Source organism: Methanoregula formicica SMSP, from assembly GCF_000327485.1.
Taxonomy (GTDB): domain Archaea; phylum Halobacteriota; class Methanomicrobia; order Methanomicrobiales; family Methanospirillaceae; genus Methanoregula; species Methanoregula formicica.
Map to the genome: position 1 here is coordinate 2,070,840 of NC_019943.1, position 16,179 is coordinate 2,087,018.

The window sequence follows — 16,179 nt, forward strand, 5'->3', positions numbered from 1 at the left end:
CCAAATGTGGGGAGGGGTATCCCGGACACCTCCCCATCATGGGGCAGGGGGTATACGACAGATCCCGTGCATGAAACCAGCCCGTATCCCCCGGGGTGCGTACCATTCACGGGAAGGAGAGGTCGATCCGTTTCCCGTGCTGCAGGGCAATCTTTGCAATGGCAAGATCCTGGATGGCAAGCCCCGTGGAATCGAAGACCGTGACTGCGTTTCTGTCCCTGCGTTTCTTCCTTCCGATTACGACCTCACCGATTGTGCCGGAAATATCCTGCATGAAAAAGAGCCCGTTCCTGATCGGCACGTTGATCTCCCCGGAATGGACTGCCTGGGCAGGGTCGTCCACGAAGACCTGCGCCCTCACTAAGATGGCTGGATCCAACTCCTGTTTGCCGGGAGCATCGGCACCGATCGCGTTGATGTGCATACCCTCATGGACCCATTCGTTTCTGATGAGCGGAGTCCTCGAAGGTGTTGTGGTAACAAGCACATCGCAGTCACACACCCGTTCGAGGCTCTTGACTGTGCAGTCAAATTCCCTGAACCGTTCCGCGAACCGTTCTGCATGGGTGGGATCGCGGCTCCAGACCTTTAGCTGCCGGATCTTCAGTTCCCGCGCGGTTGCCAGGACCTGCGCTTCCGCCTGCCTCCCGGTCCCCACAACCCCGAGGACAACCTCGGGTTTCGGGAACAGGTATTTTGCGGCCACGGCACCGGCCGAACCGGTGCGCATATCGGTAAGACGCGTTGCATTGAGGATGGCAACCGGACGACCGGTATCAATGTCGAGGATGATTGTTAAAGCCATCACGGTCGGGAGGCCATTTTCCGGATTTCCCGGGTGTACGTTCACAATCTTCACGCCGGCAATCGAAAGCGAGGGAAGATAGGCCGGCATGGTTCGGAAATCGCCTGTGGGAAGGGTCACGTAGACCTTGGGGGGCATCTGAACCTCCCCTCTTCCATGGTCCGCAAACGCCGCTTCAACAGCCCGGTTGACGAGCCCGATATCCAGATCCTGATCGGTATCGGTGAGGTACTCCATGAACGGAGATGAACTCCGTAAATACGTTAAGGTTGGGATGCGGAAAGCAGGCTTGTGCGGACCGGGATCAGCACAGTAGAAAAAACAGTTTACTGGTAATCGATCTCTTTCAATGCCTTGTCGGCAAGTTCCTTCATCCGGGCTGAAATGCGGCTGGACGAATTGTAGTCCACGTCCTTCATGGCGTTAGCAATCTCGGTACCGAGCACGAAGATTGCATACTTGTGCTCCATCTTGCTCTTGTGCTGCTGGGAGGGCGTTATCTTGAGGGCATTGTACTGGGTGAATTTGAGATCGGGATTGATCTCCTCAAAATATTGCTTGACCTCTGAGAGCATCTGGTGGAGATGGATCAGTTCCTCTTTGTGCATGCTACCACTCCAGACACAACAATGGATCTATGCAGGATAAATAAATTTGTATGAAGCTGGTATGCACCAATTTCCCATTCAAAGGAAAATTACCGCAAATACCTGCTCTAAATCACGCTCCCATCTTCAGGAGCCGGATGGAGATCGGACGCTTGATGATCCCCCGGAAGTCCCGCGCAGCCACCCAGGAGAGGCCCTTCCAGACCAGCCGGTCAAGGAGTTTCTGGTCCACAGGACGGTCGAGGACAAGGCCGGTTGCCGAAGCATCGAGAGTCTCGATCACCTTCTCCACCTCGTCCGACCTTGTCTCGCGGACAACCGAGAGGTCATCACTTAAGAACCGCGCCGTGTTCTGCCCTTTCACATCTTCGATGTGCTCCCGGAGGCTTAAGGAGCCACTGGAAGCATCACGAGGGCGTTTTGTCGCTGCCGACCCCCGTTTTTTCTCGGCCCCCTCATCCGTGTCTGGGACCGGGCGGCCAATCCGCAACTCCGGGGGGAGTTCTGCGGAACTCTCAAAGTACTGGTCCCGCACATACTCGACCGGCACCTTGTTCCTGAGAGTCTTGATGACCTCTTTTCTGGTCATATCTTCGACGCTCTTTCCCTTGGGGGAGAATGCAACGAAATCAATGTCAGCCACCTGCATGAGTTCCCGCAGGATCAGTTCCCCGCCACGGTCGCCATCGAAAAAAGCAGTCGTGGTCTTCTTCGCGCAGAGGTCTACGACACTCCCGGGGATGTTCGTCCCCTCGACAGCAACCGCGTTCTTGATGCCATAACGCAGGAGGTTCAAGACATCCGCCCGCCCCTCAACGATGATGATGGCGTCCGATTCCAGGACGTTCGGGCCGGCAGGCACACGTTCTTCGCCAATGGACCCGATCTTCTCCACGCGGAGCGTCTGCCGGACATCGTCCAGCAGTTCATCGGAATCAATGGTCCCGTCATCGAAACGTTCGATCAGGATCTCCTTTGCCCGTTCAACGATCTTCTTCCGCTTGCTGACGCGGATGTCCTCTATAGTGTCCACCTTCACGCGGGCAACGCACGGGCCTACGCGGTCGATGGTCTCAAGGGAAGCGGCAAGGATGGCCGTCTCTGCACGGTCGAGTGAAGAAGATATCAGGATCTCTCCCGAGGTCTCGCCTTTTTTGCTTGCTATCTGGACGTCGATGCGTCCGACACGCCCTGTCCTCTGGAGATCCCGCAGGTCAAGGTCTTCGCCGAGCAACCCTTCAGTCTGGCCGAATATGGCACCGACTACGTCAGGTTTCTCGACCACCCCCTCTGCGGTGAGGCTGATGTGAATAAGGTACTTGGTAGTATCCGGTGAATACAAGTAAACGCACCCCCATGTATCATGCACTGCATGTAACGCGTGATCATAGGTATAAATTATATATATCACGCTTAATTACTTAAAGTTAAGGTTGTACACAAAACCTGAAATCAGGCCGTTTTTCACCAGGCACCGGTATAGTGCGGTTGAAAAGACACCAGGAATTTACCAGCTATTATGTCATATATCCGGTTATCCACTCTTTTCCAGCAGCGCGAGCGCCTCGTTTACCGATATCCCTTCAACCCGGATCCGTTTCTGGGGCGATGTGGCTCCTGACAAAAGACTGACCGCGGCAACCGGCCGTTCAAAAGTCCGGGCAACAAGTTCGATCACGGCCTTGTTTGCCCTGCCTTCCAGCGCCGGGGCAGAGACGCGGCACCCGATCATCTTCCGCCATTCGTTATAACCGGCAGGAAACGCATCTTTCTTCCCCCCTGCTGTCACCTCAATGGCAATGACAATCCCGTTCTTTTCTAAAGAGAGGGCATCGGTAATCCCCGGCATATCCGTACACCTGTCTTGAGAAGAAATGTTGCCCGGCATTAACGCACGCGGATCACCAGTGGCTGCTGCCGTCCTTCACCGGTGTTTAAACCCATGCCGGGCTGTTTGCCTGTCGCGCATCCGGGTTGTCCCATGGATCACTTCCAGACGCTTGTCAATCGATCACCCGGGGACCTATGGATGCGCAGGTATCGGCACCAGTACATCGGCATTGCGGGATAATGAGGGTTTGGGATGAAGACCGGGCGGAGTGGAAAGGAAAGGAGATGGCGCTACGGGCAATACCCTTTCCCGGCAAACCATTGCGGAGAACCGCAGGTGAACTCACCCTCTTCACAGACTACTTCCCCTCCAAGGATCACCATGCGCGGGAAGACCGCAGGCAGGCCGGAAAAGGGTGAGAATCCGCACCGGCTGTGAAGGGAATCGGGATCGATCGCGACCGCCTTCTTCGGGTAGAGTGCAACATCCGCCCGGTCGCCCGGATCCAATCCCGCGCACGGGATACCGAGGATCTCAGCCGGTGCCTGTGAGGTCTTCCGGATCACATCGGGGAGCGTAACTCTCTTCTCAAGGACAGCGGCCATTAGAAGGGGAACCATCGTCTCAACACCCGGGATGCCGGCGGGGGCATCCGGAAAAGCCGCCCGTTTTTCCGCGGGCGTATGGGGTGCATGGTCAGAGGCAATGACCGTGATTTTATCCCACGCTTCCCACAGGTCATTCTGCTCCTTTCCTGACCGCAGGGGGGGGTTCACCTTTCCCAGCGCATCGGTGTCAGCAAAGCGCTCGCGTGAGAGGAAAAGATGATGGGGGGTCACCTCAACACTCCCGAGAGCGGAGGCCGCAATCACCGAGTTACGCGTGCTCATATGGCAGAAGTGAAGCCGGCATCCGGCCGTATTGCACCGGCCCACCTCGCGGACTGCCCTGAGTTCACCTTCCACCGACCGGATCCGGTTATGGGAGGCCAGATCATTGTCATCGCCCGGCCCGACCTCCTCGGCATGGATAGTCGCGAGCGCGCCGCAGGCAGATATCTCCCGGAGCGCAGACTCAAGATCGCCCGGTGTTATCGCCTCTCCATTGCTTGACGGGGCAAAGAATGTCTCGCCAAACGCCATCGCCCCGGCATCCCACATCGAACGGATCGGCGTGTCCTGCGTAACCCCGCTGTTGATGGCAAAACTGCAGAGGGAGTGTGTTTTTGCTTCAAGGACGCGGGCCCTGAGTGCGTCGGGCCTGATGATAGGCGGGATTGTGTTGGGCTGGTCGAGGACAACCGTCACACCCCCCGCGAGGGCGCTCCTGCTCCCGGTTGCCCAGTCCTCCTTGGCCGACTGGGGACCACCCCGCATGTGGACATGCATATCAACGGCTGCCGGAAGGACATACAGGCCGGTGCAGTCGATCGTCCTGTCGGCCTTCCCGCCGGCTCCTGCCCCGGCATGCAGGACCTTTCCCTCCTGCATCGTGATATCAGCGGTCCGGCCCCCGGGAAGCAGGACATTGCGCAGCACAAGCGCAGGAGCAGCCATACAAGAGACTTCATTTTCCGGACATAAAGGCATAGTGATGGCACCAGTCGTGATTGCAGATCTCCTTGGGGCGAGAGGGAAATCAGGCAATAAGTATTCAATCAGGATGGATCAATAATCCGTATGATAATCCGGCTGCACGCTGCGGACAGTTCCCATGAGGTGCCCTGCTGCCCATGTGCACCGGGGATGTGACTGGCTATGGACAGAATTATAAAACTCACGCTCGGCCTTTTTGTTATCCTCCTGGTATCGTTTGTTGCAGTAACGGCGTACAATGGCTATGTCGGGCAGGCATACCGGTCAACGCTTTCCAGTACGTATTCGTATACCTGCACCCTCTCAACTAATTCCCCGCTCACGAACGTGACCCTCTTCCTCCCTGTGCCGGCAGATCCCACCGGCAACTCCCCGGTCATTGAACGCATGAGTGCACAGCAAATCCCCGGTATCCCGGACACCTGGAGAACGGAACTGTACGAGACGGGAAAAGGGACATTTGTCAAAGTGACGGCCTCGGAGATCATCCCCCCGGCCGGGACTACAACAAAAGATCCATATACCATTACCCTTTCAGCCGACATCCCATCAAAACGCCTGATTGACACCCGGGACCCGGTTGCCGGAACTCCGTTGTTCCGCCCAGCCCAGGGTCTAAAACCGGTTGCATGCCATGACAGGGCAGCGGGGGCAGCAGGCGGACAGTGCTTCACCTACCTGACAACCCTGTACGCGAAGTACGAAACCGATCCGAATGCTGCAGTAACGTTCAGGTCAGACCTTACCGGGAAGAATTCGTGGACGATCTTCGAGCCCCGGACAAACGAGTACCGCACTTCGGCCTACCTTCTGATGTTCGGGGAACAGAAAGGATGGACGCCGGTTGCCGGATACCTGGAGCAGGGGATCGGTGCCTATGATGCCCCCGCCCTGGATTCCTGACATTCTGTTTTCCTTTTGCTCCCTTCACTATATTTTCCAAAGCGCTGCACCACAGTTTCCTGATTATGACCACTCTTCAAAACCCCCCTACCAGATCGGCCATACGAGCCGGCCTTCCTGTCGAGATTATCCAGAAGTGCGACCAGCACACCGGGAAGAGGACGCGGGGCGCAGTACAGGAGATCCTGACGAACTCCGCGTTTCACCCGCATGGCATTAAAGTCCGTCTCACAGACGGGCGCGTCGGGAGAGTCGTAACAATCCTATCCCCGGATAACCCGCAGCAGGACTAACCTGGCAGTATTCCGGCGGGGAGCCGAACCATGGGACAAAGGTATAAGTCATTGGATTCCCACCATTTCACTATCCGCAAGGATAACCGGGATCAGCACGGGCAATAACGCGGTCCGGCAGGCACAGGAAAGGCCGTGCACTGATACGGTATCCTCGCAGAGGACTGGTTTCCATGGAGTTTTCCGCCCGGCAGATGGACGCATTAAAGGAGATGGCAAATATCGGGGCTGCGCACTCCGCAACAACCCTCTCGCAGATGCTCGAAACCCAGATCGGGATGAGCGTGCCCGAGATCAATATCGTGGATATTTCCCGGACAGGGATGTTTTTAAGTGACGAACTGACGACGATGGTCATCTTCGAGCTCCAGGGGGACATCCCTCATGGAGGTTTTCTGGTCCTGCATTTTCCCCGCGATTCTGCCGTCAGGACCGCCGGTATCATGCAGGGTTCAGCAGGAGCCGTTCATACCTTCGATGAGATGGACCAGAGCACGATTGTCGAGGTCGGCAACATCATGATCTCCTCGTTCCTCTCCGCGACCTCCGATCTCCTGGGATTCAACATGCTCCCCTCCCCGCCCGTGCTTATCGTTGACATGGCACACGCGGCAATAACCTCGCTGATTGCCCAGATGACGATCGATGTCGATGACGTCATCCTCTTCCGGGTCGAACTAAAATCCGTGGAGCACAATATTGCCGGCAACATCCTCATCTTCCTCGAAGTCAACACGTTAAAGAGAATCGAGGACCGCCTTGACGAGATGGTCAGGGCCCCCGAGGGCCGGTGAAGCACGGCACAGTGCGCCCTGCTCTTCGCAATATCCTTATCCTGCGACAATCAGAACATGATCGTGATACCATGAAGGTGCTCATTGCAATATCTCCGGAAAAATATCGCGACGAGGAACTTGCCGAACCGGTTGCCGCCCTGACAAAAGCAGGAATCGCCTGCGATATCGCATCCACGCGGCGCGGCACCTGCACGGGCATGCTCGGAGCAAAAGCAACCGCAACGCTCTCGTTCGAGGAAGTCGAACCCAAACCCTATGACGGGCTGATCATTGTCGGCGGGAACGGCACGCCGGCCCATCTCTGGGACGACGAGATCCTGCCGGTACTGGTGCGGTACTTCCGGGAGTCCGGGAAGGTGGTCGGGGCAATCTGTCTTGCACCGGTCGTCCTTGCACGGGCTGGCATCCTGAAGGGGAGGAAGGCCACATATAATGAAAATCCCCAGGCATTCCGGGAGATGAAAGCGGGTGGCGCGGTTCTCGTCAATCAGCCGGTGGTTGTCGATACAAGGATCGTTACCGCGAACGGCCCGTCAGCTTCGAAAGCCTTTGCCGAGACATTCATCAAGACGCTGACCGCGGTGGAATGGTAAATCCGCTATTCTCACCCCTGTTTTTTGGAGGGCTGTTTTTCTCAATAAACTGCCCAATCTACCGACATCGCGTCCTTACCGATACACGACCGAAAAACAGGATCGTTTATGTTTAATACCGATCCGGAAGAACCTTTTTCCACATGAAACCGGGATCCTGCATCCTCGCCGTCCTTACCCTGCTGGCACTTCTGCTCATCGTCGCCGGGTGTTCTCAGCCCGCACCCGCAGGCACCCCGGTTGTCTGGATCGTGTACGGTTCGGAGAAAGGTGATCTCTCCTATACTGACGCCGCATACCAGGGTCTTCTGGCAGCGCAGCAGAAACAGGCCCTTGTAATCCGCGAGTTCGTGCCGCAGGACTTCGACACGCTTCCGGCATTCCTGAACGCAAGTACGGGAGCGGACAGGCCTGCCCTCATCATCACGGTCGGTTTCCAGTATGCCGGCTTCACAAAGGGGCTTGCGGACCTCCACAAGGATATCAGGTTCCTTGCCATCGACCAGGCAGGGATCGGATCGGACAACCTCAGGGCATACGAGATCACTTCATACGGGGACAGTTACCTTGCCGGAGTGCTTGCAGCATCGGCTTCGCGAACACAGCATGTCGGCATCATCATGGGAACGGAGTCGGATGTACTTGACACGTTCCTTGACGGGTATACCGATGGTGCCCGGGCAGTCAATGCAACCCTTGCCGTTGACCATGCTTATGTCCGTCATCATTCAACAGAGGGGTTCACCAATGCCCCGGCTGCCCAAAAGAGTGCGGAGGCAATGTACCGCAATGGTACCGATGTGATCTTTGCCTGCGCCGGGTACTCCAACACAGGTGTATTTGGCGCAGCGGAAAACTCCCCGGGCAGGTACGTAATCGGCACGGATTCAGACCAGTCGCCCCTTGGGCCGGAAATCATTCTTGCATCTGCCGTGAAACGGGTGGACCGGGTCGTTTCTGCTGGCATCAGGGATACCCTTGACGGGGAATTCACCGGAGGAAATGTCACTGCCGGCCTTGGAGAGGGCGTGACGGGCATTATCTTCAACCCGCGGTTTGAGTCATATAATGAGTCACTCCGTGGATGGGAAACGCAGGCCCTGGCAGAAGAGAGGGAATACCTGAAGTCACGTGCCCGGCAGAGCCCCTGAAACACAGAACCGCACGGGAAAGAATGGGAGGATTGGGATTCGAACCCAAGAACCACTAAGGACCGGATCTTAAGTCCGGCGGAGTTGGCCAGCTTTCCTATCCTCCCGCAGACGGATATCCTGATTGTCCTGTCGGGATAATGAGCGCGGCGCCACCCGCCATACGGGTGCCGTATGCTCTCCAGTACTTAGCCCCTGGATATAAAAAAAAGATTCCCTGATTGTTCTGCTATTATGATGGATGATGGCAGTTGCATGAAGGGTGGCAGGAAAAAGCTATGTTTTATAGGATTGCCGGGGTACTGAGTGTGAACAACCGCACGTGACTTTCATGAGTACCCTGACGCTGAACGGCTGGATGGAGCGGGACGGCCACCGGCTCAGCATTCCCGGGATCGAGAGACTGGTAATAGACCGCCCGGATGAACTGTCGCAGTGCGGAGGGGAATTCTTCCTTTCCTGGGACTCCTGCAGCGCCCGCGACCTGTACGGGATCATGGAGGGAACCGGCCCGAAAGGCACTATTCTCTGCAACGGGAAAGCCACCGGGACTATCGCTCCCACAGCACCGGAGATGACCCTCGAAGATGCAATCGTGACTGCCGTTCGCCTCCGCAGCGATGAGGGAGTCGTGGCATTATCGGGAGGGGTGGACTCGGCGCTCGTGGCTGCCCTTGCCCGACGGGAATGCGTTGCCGTAGGCCTTGAAGGATCGCATGACCTGAAACGGGCGAAAGCTGCCGCGGACTCTCTGGGGCTTGACTGCACCTTCGTGACGATCCATGAGGAGGAGATCGCTTCAGCTCTTCCGATCGTTGTCAGGGCAATCCCGGAGAAGAATCCGGTGAACGCGGGAATCGCTCTCACCCTGTATTTCGTCGCGCACTGGGCCGGGGAGCATGGCTACCAGCGCATCATCACCGGGCAGGGCGCAGACGAACTCTTCGGCGGATATTCACGGTACCTTACCACGGAGACACTGGAAGAAGATCTCGTGCGGGACTTTACCGGTCTTGAAGCACAGGTGCGGCGTGATCAGGCAGTGGCGGCACTGCACGGGGCGTACTTCTCGATGCCGTATATGGACTTCCGTGTTGTGCGCGCCGCCCGGGCCATCCCTGCCGCGGAGAAGGTGCAGGGCGGCCGCCGTAAGATCCCCTTAAGAACGGTCGCAGAACGCCACATTCCCCCGGATCTCGCAGGGTACGAGAAGAAAGCCATGCAATACGGGAGCGGTGTCTGGGCAACCCTCCGGAAGCTTGCCCGTAAAAATGGTTATAAAACGTCCATGCAAGATTACATAGACCACATCAGCAGGGTGGAACATGGTCACTGAACAAGACGTACAACATATCGCGGAACTGGCCGATGTCGGTATCGGCGCCGGAGAACTGGAGAATTTTACCCACCAGTTCAACGCCATTCTCGAATATTTCGATATCCTCGACCGTGTCGAGGGGCAGGGCGAGGGAGCGCGCGATCACTATAATGTCCTGCGCGAGGACGAGGTCGAGCCCTCGCTCCCGCAGGAAGAGGTGCTCCGCAATGCACCGGCACAGGAAGACGGATTCATCAAGGCCCCGAGGGTGATGTAGTGCCGGCACAGACGATCATCTTCGAGCCCGATGACAAATACAATGCATTCCTCAAGGTCTGCAACAAACCGTCGCATACCAACGGGAAGCTGGCCGGTATCACGGTTGCTGTCAAGGACAATATCTCGACACAGGGCATCGAGACCACCTGTGCCTCGAAAATCCTCAAGGGCTATGTTCCCCCGTACGATGCCCACGTTGTCGGGCTCTTAAAGCAGGCAGGCGCTGCCATTGCCGGCAAGACCAACATGGACGAGTTCGGTATGGGGACCACCACCGAAAACTCCGCGTTCGGCCCCACCCTCAACCCCTGCGACACCGGGCGTGTCCCGGGCGGCTCCAGCGGTGGGAGCGCTGCGGCAGTTGCTGCCGGCATGGTCCGGATGGCCCTCGGGACGGACACCGGCGGTTCGATCCGGTGTCCCGCAGCATTCTGCGGCATTGTCGGCCTGAAACCCACCTATGGCCGCGTCTCGCGGTACGGCCTCATTGCCTACGCCAACTCGCTCGAACAGATCGGGCCGATGGGAAAGACCGTCTCCGATGTCTCCACCCTCATGAGCGTCATCGCAGGCTATGACCGCCATGACTCCACCTCGCAGAACAAGCCGTACGACCATATCCCCCGTGCCGACATCAAAGGCCTGAAAATCGGTATACCGGCAGAGTATTTCGGCAAGGGCGTTGACCCGCAGGTCGCCGCTGTTGTAAAGAAGGCGATTGGCCGGCTGGAGGAACTCGGGGCATCCACGGTCCTGTGCAGCATCCCCTCCATGGAATACGCCCTTGCAGCATACTACGTGACCTGCACCTGCGAGGCGAGCTCCAACCTGGCCCGGTTCGACGGCGTCCGGTACGGCCCTGCTGCGGACACGAAGAAGTCCTGGCACGATGCGTACCAGGAAGTAAGGAGCGCCGCGTTCGGCACCGAGGTCCGGCGCCGGATCATGCTCGGCACGTTTGCCCTCTCAAGCGGGTATTACGGGAAGTACTATACCAAGGCGCAGGTCGCCCGCGAGAATGTCCGGAACGATTTCCAGCGGATCTTCAGCGATGTTGACGTGATCGCCGGCCCTACCATGCCGACTATCGCATTCAGACTGAAGGAAAAGAGCGACCCGCTCTCGATGTACCTCGCTGACATTTTGACGGTGCCGGCGAACCTTGCCGGTATCCCGGCAATATCCGTCCCGTGCGGGAAGTCCGAAGGAATGCCGGTCGGTCTCCAGATCATGGGCCGTCACTTCGAAGATGAACGCGTGATCGATGTTGCCTATGCCTACGAGCAGGCGGTGAACTGATATGGCGGAAGAAGAGACGCAGGTCATTGTCGGTCTTGAAGTACACTGCCAGCTGGACACGAAGAGCAAACTCTTCTGCGGGTGTTCGACCGACTACCGCAGCGACGGCCCCAACACCCACCTCTGCCCCATCTGCCTCGGCCTGCCCGGCGCTATGCCGGCGCTGAATAAGCGGGCCATCGAGTATGCTATGAAGGTGGCAAAAGCCCTCAACTGCGAGATCGTGAACGAGTCCGAGTTCTCGCGGAAGAACTACTTCTACCCTGACCTGGACAAGGCTTACCAGATCACCCAGTACGACAAGCCCCTTGCCGAAGGCGGCTATTTGGAGATCGAGAGCGATGCCGGCGGGGAGAAGAAGGTCCGCCTCACCCGCATTCATGTCGAGGAGGATCCCGGCCGGCTCGTCCACATGGGTAATGTCGAGCGGGGGAAGTACTCGCTTGTTGACTATAACCGTGCCGGCATCCCGCTCATCGAGATCGTCTCTGAGCCGGACATGCGCTCGCCCAAGGAAGCTCGGAAATTCTTGAACAAGCTCCGCGCCACGCTCGAATACCTGAGTGTATTCGACTCCGAGAAGGAGGGGTCGCTCCGTGTCGATGCGAACATCTCGATCAAAGGGCACGAGCGCGTTGAAGTCAAGAACATCACGTCCTACAAAGGCGTAGAAAAGGCGCTTACGTTCGAGGTCACACGCCAGAAGAACCTGATCCGGCGCGGGCTGAGGATCGAGCGCGAGACCCGGCACTTCCTCGAAGGCCGTGGCGTCACCCAGTCCGCCCGCAGCAAAGAGCAGGAGCACGACTACCGGTACTTCCCCGAGCCTGACCTCCGCCCGCTCCGGGTGAAATCCTGGGTCGACGGGATCGTCCTCCCCGAATTGCCGGATGCCCGACGCGAACGATTCATGGCGCAGTATGGCTGTTCGCTCAATCATGCCCGGACCCTGACCGGTGACCTGAAACTCGCCAACTTCTTCGAGAAGGTCGTATCATCCGATCCCAAAGGACTCGCCCCGCTTGCATCAACGTGGATTGCAGACACGCTCATCGGCGAGCTGAATTACCGCGACATGGGACTGGATCCCGTTGACCCGGAAAGTGTTGCCGCCCTGATATGGCTGCTGAAGGCAGGGACCATCACTGACAAGAGCGGGGTCGAGGTACTCCGGGTGATGCTTGACCAGCGGCTGAAGAAGGAGAAGACGGAGACGCCCGACGCGATCGTTGCCCGTCTTGGCCTGACCAGGACGACCGGCGACACGGGGGCGATTGCAGCCGCCATCGAAGAAGCTATCAGCGAGAACCCAAAAGCCCTCGAGGATTACCGGAACGGCGAGGGCAAGGCGCTCAACTTCCTTGTCGGGCAGGTCATGAAGAAGACGCGGGGCAAAGCCGACCCTGCCGAGCTGAACCGTATGCTCATTGAAGCGCTGAAAAAGAAGGAGGCGTAATACCCGTGCACCTGATCGTTGCAGAGAAGAACATCTCGGCCCGGCGCATCGCGGAGATCCTTGCCGGGGGAAAAAAGGTTGCCGAGCAGAAGGACGCCGGGGTATCCACGTACCATTTCGGCGACACGATCACGGTCGGGCTCCGGGGCCATGTCGTGGAGATCGACTTCGAGCCGGGATACCAGAACTGGCGGAGCGAGACCGCAACCCCAAGAAGCCTCATCGATGCAAAGACGATCAAGGTGCCCACAGAAAAGAAGATCGTTTCCCTCCTCCAGAAACTGGCGAAAAAAGCCGATCGCGTCACCATCGCTACGGACTTTGATACCGAGGGAGAGCTGATCGGCAAGGAAGCGTACGAGCTGGTCAGGGCCGCTAACAAAAAGGTCACGATCGACCGTGCCCGGTTCTCCGCCATCACGGAACAGGAACTGAAGCACGCGTTTTCCACTACCACCGAGCTTGACTTTGCCCTTGCCGCAGCCGGCGAAGCACGCCAGTCCATCGACCTGATGTGGGGGGCGTCCCTGACACGGTTCATCTCGCTTGCCGCACGCCGCGGAGGCCAGAACATCCTCTCGGTAGGCCGGGTCCAGACCCCGACCCTTAGTATGATTGTCGACCGGGAGAAAGAGATCGTGGCGTTCGTGCCGGAAAAGTACTGGCAGCTTGCTCTCGACTTCGAGAAACGCGGCGAGGTGATCGAGGCCCGGCACACCAATGGCCGGTTCCACGAGAAGGCCGCTGCCGAACAGGCCCGCGACCGGACGCAGTCACCCCTTGTCGTGAAGGAGGTCAGGACCGGGACCAAGCAGGACCGGGCCCCGTCACCATTCGACACCACGACCTATATCGTGGCGGCAGCACGGCTCGGGCTCTCGGCGGCAAACGCGATGCGGATTGCCGAAGACCTGTACATGAACGGTTTCATCTCGTACCCGAGGACAGACAACACCGTATATCCCCCGTCTCTCGACATCAGCGGGATCCTGAACACCCTGAAAACCTCGCCATTCAAAAAGGATGTCGAATGGGTGATCGCCCACCGGCGGCCGGTCCCGACGCGGGGCAAGAAGTCCTCGACCGACCATCCGCCGATCCACCCCACCGGAGCGGCGACACGGGAGATGCTCGGGGACGATGCATTCCGGGTGTACGAACTCGTGCTCCGCCGCTTCCTCGCCACCCTTGCGCCGGACGCTCAGTGGAAGACCTTAAAGATCCTCTTTGACGCGAATGGCGAGGAGTATACCACGACAGGCGGCCAGCTCATGGAACAGGGCTGGCATGCGGTGTACCCGTTCTCGGAGGCGCGGGAGACGCTCCTCCCCGAATTCGCTACCGGGGAAAAGCTGCCCATCAGGAAGGTAACGCTCGACGAGAAGGAGACACTGCCACCCGCACGGTACACCCAGAGCAAGCTCATCCAGCGGATGGAGGAACTGGGCCTTGGGACAAAGAGCACGCGGCACGAGGTCATTGCAAAACTCGTCTCCCGGAAGTACGTGGAGGGTGCACCTCTGCGGCCAACGCTGGTCGGCAGGGTCGTCACGGAGTCGCTCGAACAGCATGCCGACATCATAACAAAGCCGGATATGACCCGGACGCTCGAATCGCACATGCAGCTGATCAAGCAGAGCCAGCGGACGCGCGAGGACGTGATCAGGGAGTCCCGCGACATGCTGCACCGTGCCTTCGACCAGCTCGAAGCCAATGAACAGGTGATCGGCGATGATATCCGGAACCGGACCGCCGAGGAGATGAACCTCGGGAAATGCCCGGTCTGCGGCGGAACGCTTGCCATCAAGCATCTCCGCGGCAATACGCAGTTCATCGGCTGCTCGCGGTACCCGGACTGCAGCTTCAACATCGGCCTGCCAACAGCGCAGTGGGGATTTGCCATCAGGACCGACGAGAAGTGCGAGAAACACGGCCTGAACTTTGTCCGGCTCGTGCGGAAGGGGGCCCGCCCATGGGACATCGGGTGCCCGCTCTGCCACCAGATCAATTCCAACCGCGAGTCGCTCGAAGAGATCCCATCTGCCGACAAGGGGCTGGTCGACCGGATCCAGGCATGCCATATCTACACGGTTGCCGATCTTGCGCACAGCACTCCGGAAGACCTTGCAAAGAAACTTGGCGTTTCCCTTGAAAAGGCAACGGAACTTACCCGCGATGCTGCTGTCGTGCTGGAGAAACTCCGCCGCCGCTCGGAGTGCCGCAAGTTCATGCGGGACCGTCTCATCCCCCGCAAAGGACGGAGTTATGCAAAGATCCTTACGGCGCTCAAGGATGCGGGGATTACGGATCTCTCGCGCCTTGCACAGGCAGATCCCGCCACCCTGAAAAAATCCGGGGTCACCGACGCGGAGACAGAACAGTTGATCTCCGATGCAAAGATAGTGTACCACAGCCAGGTCTTAAAAGAGATCGGGATCCCTGCCGTGAGCCTGAAAAAGTACATTGCTGCAGGAATCATCGAGCCGGAAGCATTCTGTGCACAGTCACCCGCCGCGCTCAGCGAAAAGACGGGCATGTCCTTATCGACCATCCAGAAGCACGTCGACAAGGTCTGCACCTACCTCAAAAAGCCGGTCCCGAAGAAATTCTCGAAACTCCAAATCGAACGCGGAAAGAAACAATTACTCGCGGTGAGCGGGCTCTCCACCCTTCAGGTGGAAAAACTGTTCAGGGCAGGAATTGTTGATGGTGACGCACTCCTTGCCACCGACCCGGTCTCCGTTGCTGCCGCTACGGGAATCCCCGAGCAGAAGATCCGCGATTACCAGAAGGTCCTCAAAAGAAAGAAAGACACCGCCATCATTCAGCTGTAGGCAAAATTTACTTTTTTTTCAGCGCAAGTTCGATCGCAACCCGCAGGTCATTGTCCTCGAACGGTTTGACAATGAACCCATCCGGCTGCGTAGCCTTCGCACGGTCAAGGGTCGGACCGTCAGAATGGGACGTGACATAGACAACCGGGATGGAGAATCCCTTCTTGATCATTTTTGCCGTTTCAATCCCGTCCACTTCTCCCTGAATGTTGATGTCCATGAGGACAAGATCAGGTTTTGTCTTCACCACGAGTTCCATAGTCTCGGCACCGGAGATCGCCCTGCCGGCCACCTCGTACCCCAGGTTCTTCAACCGCCAATCCTCAACTTTTGCGATGATATCGTCATCCTCAACAAGGAGAATCTTTTTTGGTGCCAATGCAGTATCCTCCGCTTTACGTTCCCGGTATTGTGCTC

Annotated in this window: 16 protein-coding genes and 1 tRNA gene; 10 read left to right on the plus strand and 7 right to left on the minus strand. The window is 57.9% G+C overall.

The window, feature by feature from the left end; all coding sequences use genetic code 11:
* Positions 1-106: 106 nt before the first annotated feature.
* From METFOR_RS10380 to pyrC, 5 genes are all read right to left on the minus strand, one after another.
* Positions 107-1,042, minus strand: a complete 936-nt coding sequence (locus METFOR_RS10380; protein WP_015286092.1) for an alanine dehydrogenase — start codon at positions 1,040-1,042, stop codon at positions 107-109.
* A gap of 89 nt (positions 1,043-1,131) precedes the next feature.
* Complete coding sequence (locus tag METFOR_RS10385) at positions 1,132-1,413, minus strand: UPF0058 family protein (protein WP_015286093.1); 282 nt, start codon at positions 1,411-1,413, stop codon at positions 1,132-1,134.
* 112 nt (positions 1,414-1,525) lie between these two features.
* The gene (gene dnaG, locus METFOR_RS10390; protein ID WP_048110939.1) at positions 1,526-2,755 is read right to left on the minus strand and encodes a DNA primase DnaG; all 1,230 of its coding nucleotides are present in this window, start codon (positions 2,753-2,755) and stop codon (positions 1,526-1,528) included.
* 192 nt (positions 2,756-2,947) lie between these two features.
* Entirely contained in the window at positions 2,948-3,262 is a 315-nt protein-coding gene (locus tag METFOR_RS10395) for a DUF167 domain-containing protein (RefSeq protein ID WP_015286095.1), read from the minus strand.
* 272 nt (positions 3,263-3,534) lie between these two features.
* On the minus strand, positions 3,535-4,800 hold the full coding sequence (gene pyrC / locus METFOR_RS10400; RefSeq protein ID WP_015286096.1) for a dihydroorotase: 1,266 nt from the start codon (positions 4,798-4,800) through the stop codon (positions 3,535-3,537).
* Between the two features lie 201 nt (positions 4,801-5,001).
* On the opposite strand from pyrC, the gene METFOR_RS10405 reads away from it, so the two are divergent.
* The 5 genes from METFOR_RS10405 (at position 5,002) to METFOR_RS10425 (ending at position 8,576) form a co-directional block, all read left to right on the plus strand.
* Complete coding sequence (locus tag METFOR_RS10405) at positions 5,002-5,742, plus strand: hypothetical protein (protein ID WP_015286097.1); 741 nt, start codon at positions 5,002-5,004, stop codon at positions 5,740-5,742.
* 65 nt (positions 5,743-5,807) lie between these two features.
* The gene (locus tag METFOR_RS10410) at positions 5,808-6,035 is read left to right on the plus strand and encodes a YwbE family protein (RefSeq protein ID WP_015286098.1); all 228 of its coding nucleotides are present in this window, start codon (positions 5,808-5,810) and stop codon (positions 6,033-6,035) included.
* Positions 6,036-6,208: 173 nt separating this feature from the next.
* Positions 6,209-6,829, plus strand: coding sequence for a chemotaxis protein CheC (locus METFOR_RS10415; protein ID WP_015286099.1), 621 nt, complete (start codon positions 6,209-6,211; stop codon positions 6,827-6,829).
* A 71-nt stretch (positions 6,830-6,900) separates the two neighbouring features.
* Positions 6,901-7,425, plus strand: coding sequence for a DJ-1/PfpI family protein (locus METFOR_RS10420; protein ID WP_015286100.1), 525 nt, complete (start codon positions 6,901-6,903; stop codon positions 7,423-7,425).
* Between the two features lie 143 nt (positions 7,426-7,568).
* Complete coding sequence (locus METFOR_RS10425; protein WP_015286101.1) at positions 7,569-8,576, plus strand: BMP family lipoprotein; 1,008 nt, start codon at positions 7,569-7,571, stop codon at positions 8,574-8,576.
* Positions 8,577-8,600: 24 nt separating this feature from the next.
* Here METFOR_RS10425 and METFOR_RS10430 read toward each other — a convergent pair.
* Positions 8,601-8,683 (minus strand) — tRNA-Leu (locus METFOR_RS10430).
* A gap of 224 nt (positions 8,684-8,907) precedes the next feature.
* Between METFOR_RS10430 and METFOR_RS10435 the strand changes: the two genes are divergently transcribed.
* Genes METFOR_RS10435 through METFOR_RS10455 form a run of 5 tightly spaced genes read left to right on the plus strand, consistent with a single transcriptional unit; the run spans position 8,908 to position 15,762 of the window.
* Complete coding sequence (locus METFOR_RS10435; protein ID WP_015286102.1) at positions 8,908-9,912, plus strand: asparagine synthase C-terminal domain-containing protein; 1,005 nt, start codon at positions 8,908-8,910, stop codon at positions 9,910-9,912.
* Positions 9,902-10,171 (plus strand): Asp-tRNA(Asn)/Glu-tRNA(Gln) amidotransferase subunit GatC, encoded by a 270-nt coding sequence (gene gatC, locus METFOR_RS10440; protein ID WP_015286103.1) that lies wholly within the window; start codon positions 9,902-9,904, stop codon positions 10,169-10,171. Before METFOR_RS10435 ends, gatC begins: the two co-directional genes overlap by 11 nt.
* The gene (gene gatA / locus METFOR_RS10445; protein ID WP_015286104.1) at positions 10,171-11,472 is read left to right on the plus strand and encodes an Asp-tRNA(Asn)/Glu-tRNA(Gln) amidotransferase subunit GatA; all 1,302 of its coding nucleotides are present in this window, start codon (positions 10,171-10,173) and stop codon (positions 11,470-11,472) included. The genes gatC and gatA overlap by 1 nt, the downstream gene beginning before the upstream one ends.
* Before the next feature lies 1 nt (position 11,473).
* Positions 11,474-12,928 (plus strand): Asp-tRNA(Asn)/Glu-tRNA(Gln) amidotransferase subunit GatB, encoded by a 1,455-nt coding sequence (gene gatB, locus METFOR_RS10450; RefSeq protein ID WP_015286105.1) that lies wholly within the window; start codon positions 11,474-11,476, stop codon positions 12,926-12,928.
* Positions 12,929-12,933: 5 nt separating this feature from the next.
* The gene (locus tag METFOR_RS10455; protein WP_015286106.1) at positions 12,934-15,762 is read left to right on the plus strand and encodes a DNA topoisomerase I; all 2,829 of its coding nucleotides are present in this window, start codon (positions 12,934-12,936) and stop codon (positions 15,760-15,762) included.
* Between the two features lie 7 nt (positions 15,763-15,769).
* Here the strand turns inward: METFOR_RS10455 and METFOR_RS10460 are convergent, their stop codons facing one another.
* Entirely contained in the window at positions 15,770-16,141 is a 372-nt protein-coding gene (locus METFOR_RS10460) for a response regulator (protein WP_015286107.1), read from the minus strand.
* Between the last annotated feature and the right edge of the window lie 38 nt (positions 16,142-16,179).

What these genes read in the sequence shown, in the direction of transcription:
- gatC (WP_015286103.1), top strand. Translation starts at nt 9,902, where the DNA reads ATGGTCACTGAACAAGACGTACAACATATCGCGGAACTGGCCGATGTC.
- METFOR_RS10435 (WP_015286102.1), top strand. Translation starts at nt 8,908, where the DNA reads ATGAGTACCCTGACGCTGAACGGCTGGATGGAGCGGGACGGCCACCGG.
- gatB (WP_015286105.1), top strand. Translation starts at nt 11,474, where the DNA reads ATGGCGGAAGAAGAGACGCAGGTCATTGTCGGTCTTGAAGTACACTGC.
- METFOR_RS10395 (WP_015286095.1), bottom strand. Translation starts at nt 3,262, where the DNA reads ATGCCGGGGATTACCGATGCCCTCTCTTTAGAAAAGAACGGGATTGTC.
- METFOR_RS10415 (WP_015286099.1), top strand. Translation starts at nt 6,209, where the DNA reads ATGGAGTTTTCCGCCCGGCAGATGGACGCATTAAAGGAGATGGCAAAT.
- METFOR_RS10425 (WP_015286101.1), top strand. Translation starts at nt 7,569, where the DNA reads ATGAAACCGGGATCCTGCATCCTCGCCGTCCTTACCCTGCTGGCACTT.
- METFOR_RS10405 (WP_015286097.1), top strand. Translation starts at nt 5,002, where the DNA reads ATGGACAGAATTATAAAACTCACGCTCGGCCTTTTTGTTATCCTCCTG.
- pyrC (WP_015286096.1), bottom strand. Translation starts at nt 4,800, where the DNA reads ATGGCTGCTCCTGCGCTTGTGCTGCGCAATGTCCTGCTTCCCGGGGGC.
- METFOR_RS10385 (WP_015286093.1), bottom strand. Translation starts at nt 1,413, where the DNA reads ATGCACAAAGAGGAACTGATCCATCTCCACCAGATGCTCTCAGAGGTC.
- METFOR_RS10380 (WP_015286092.1), bottom strand. Translation starts at nt 1,042, where the DNA reads ATGGAGTACCTCACCGATACCGATCAGGATCTGGATATCGGGCTCGTC.
- METFOR_RS10420 (WP_015286100.1), top strand. Translation starts at nt 6,901, where the DNA reads ATGAAGGTGCTCATTGCAATATCTCCGGAAAAATATCGCGACGAGGAA.
- METFOR_RS10410 (WP_015286098.1), top strand. Translation starts at nt 5,808, where the DNA reads ATGACCACTCTTCAAAACCCCCCTACCAGATCGGCCATACGAGCCGGC.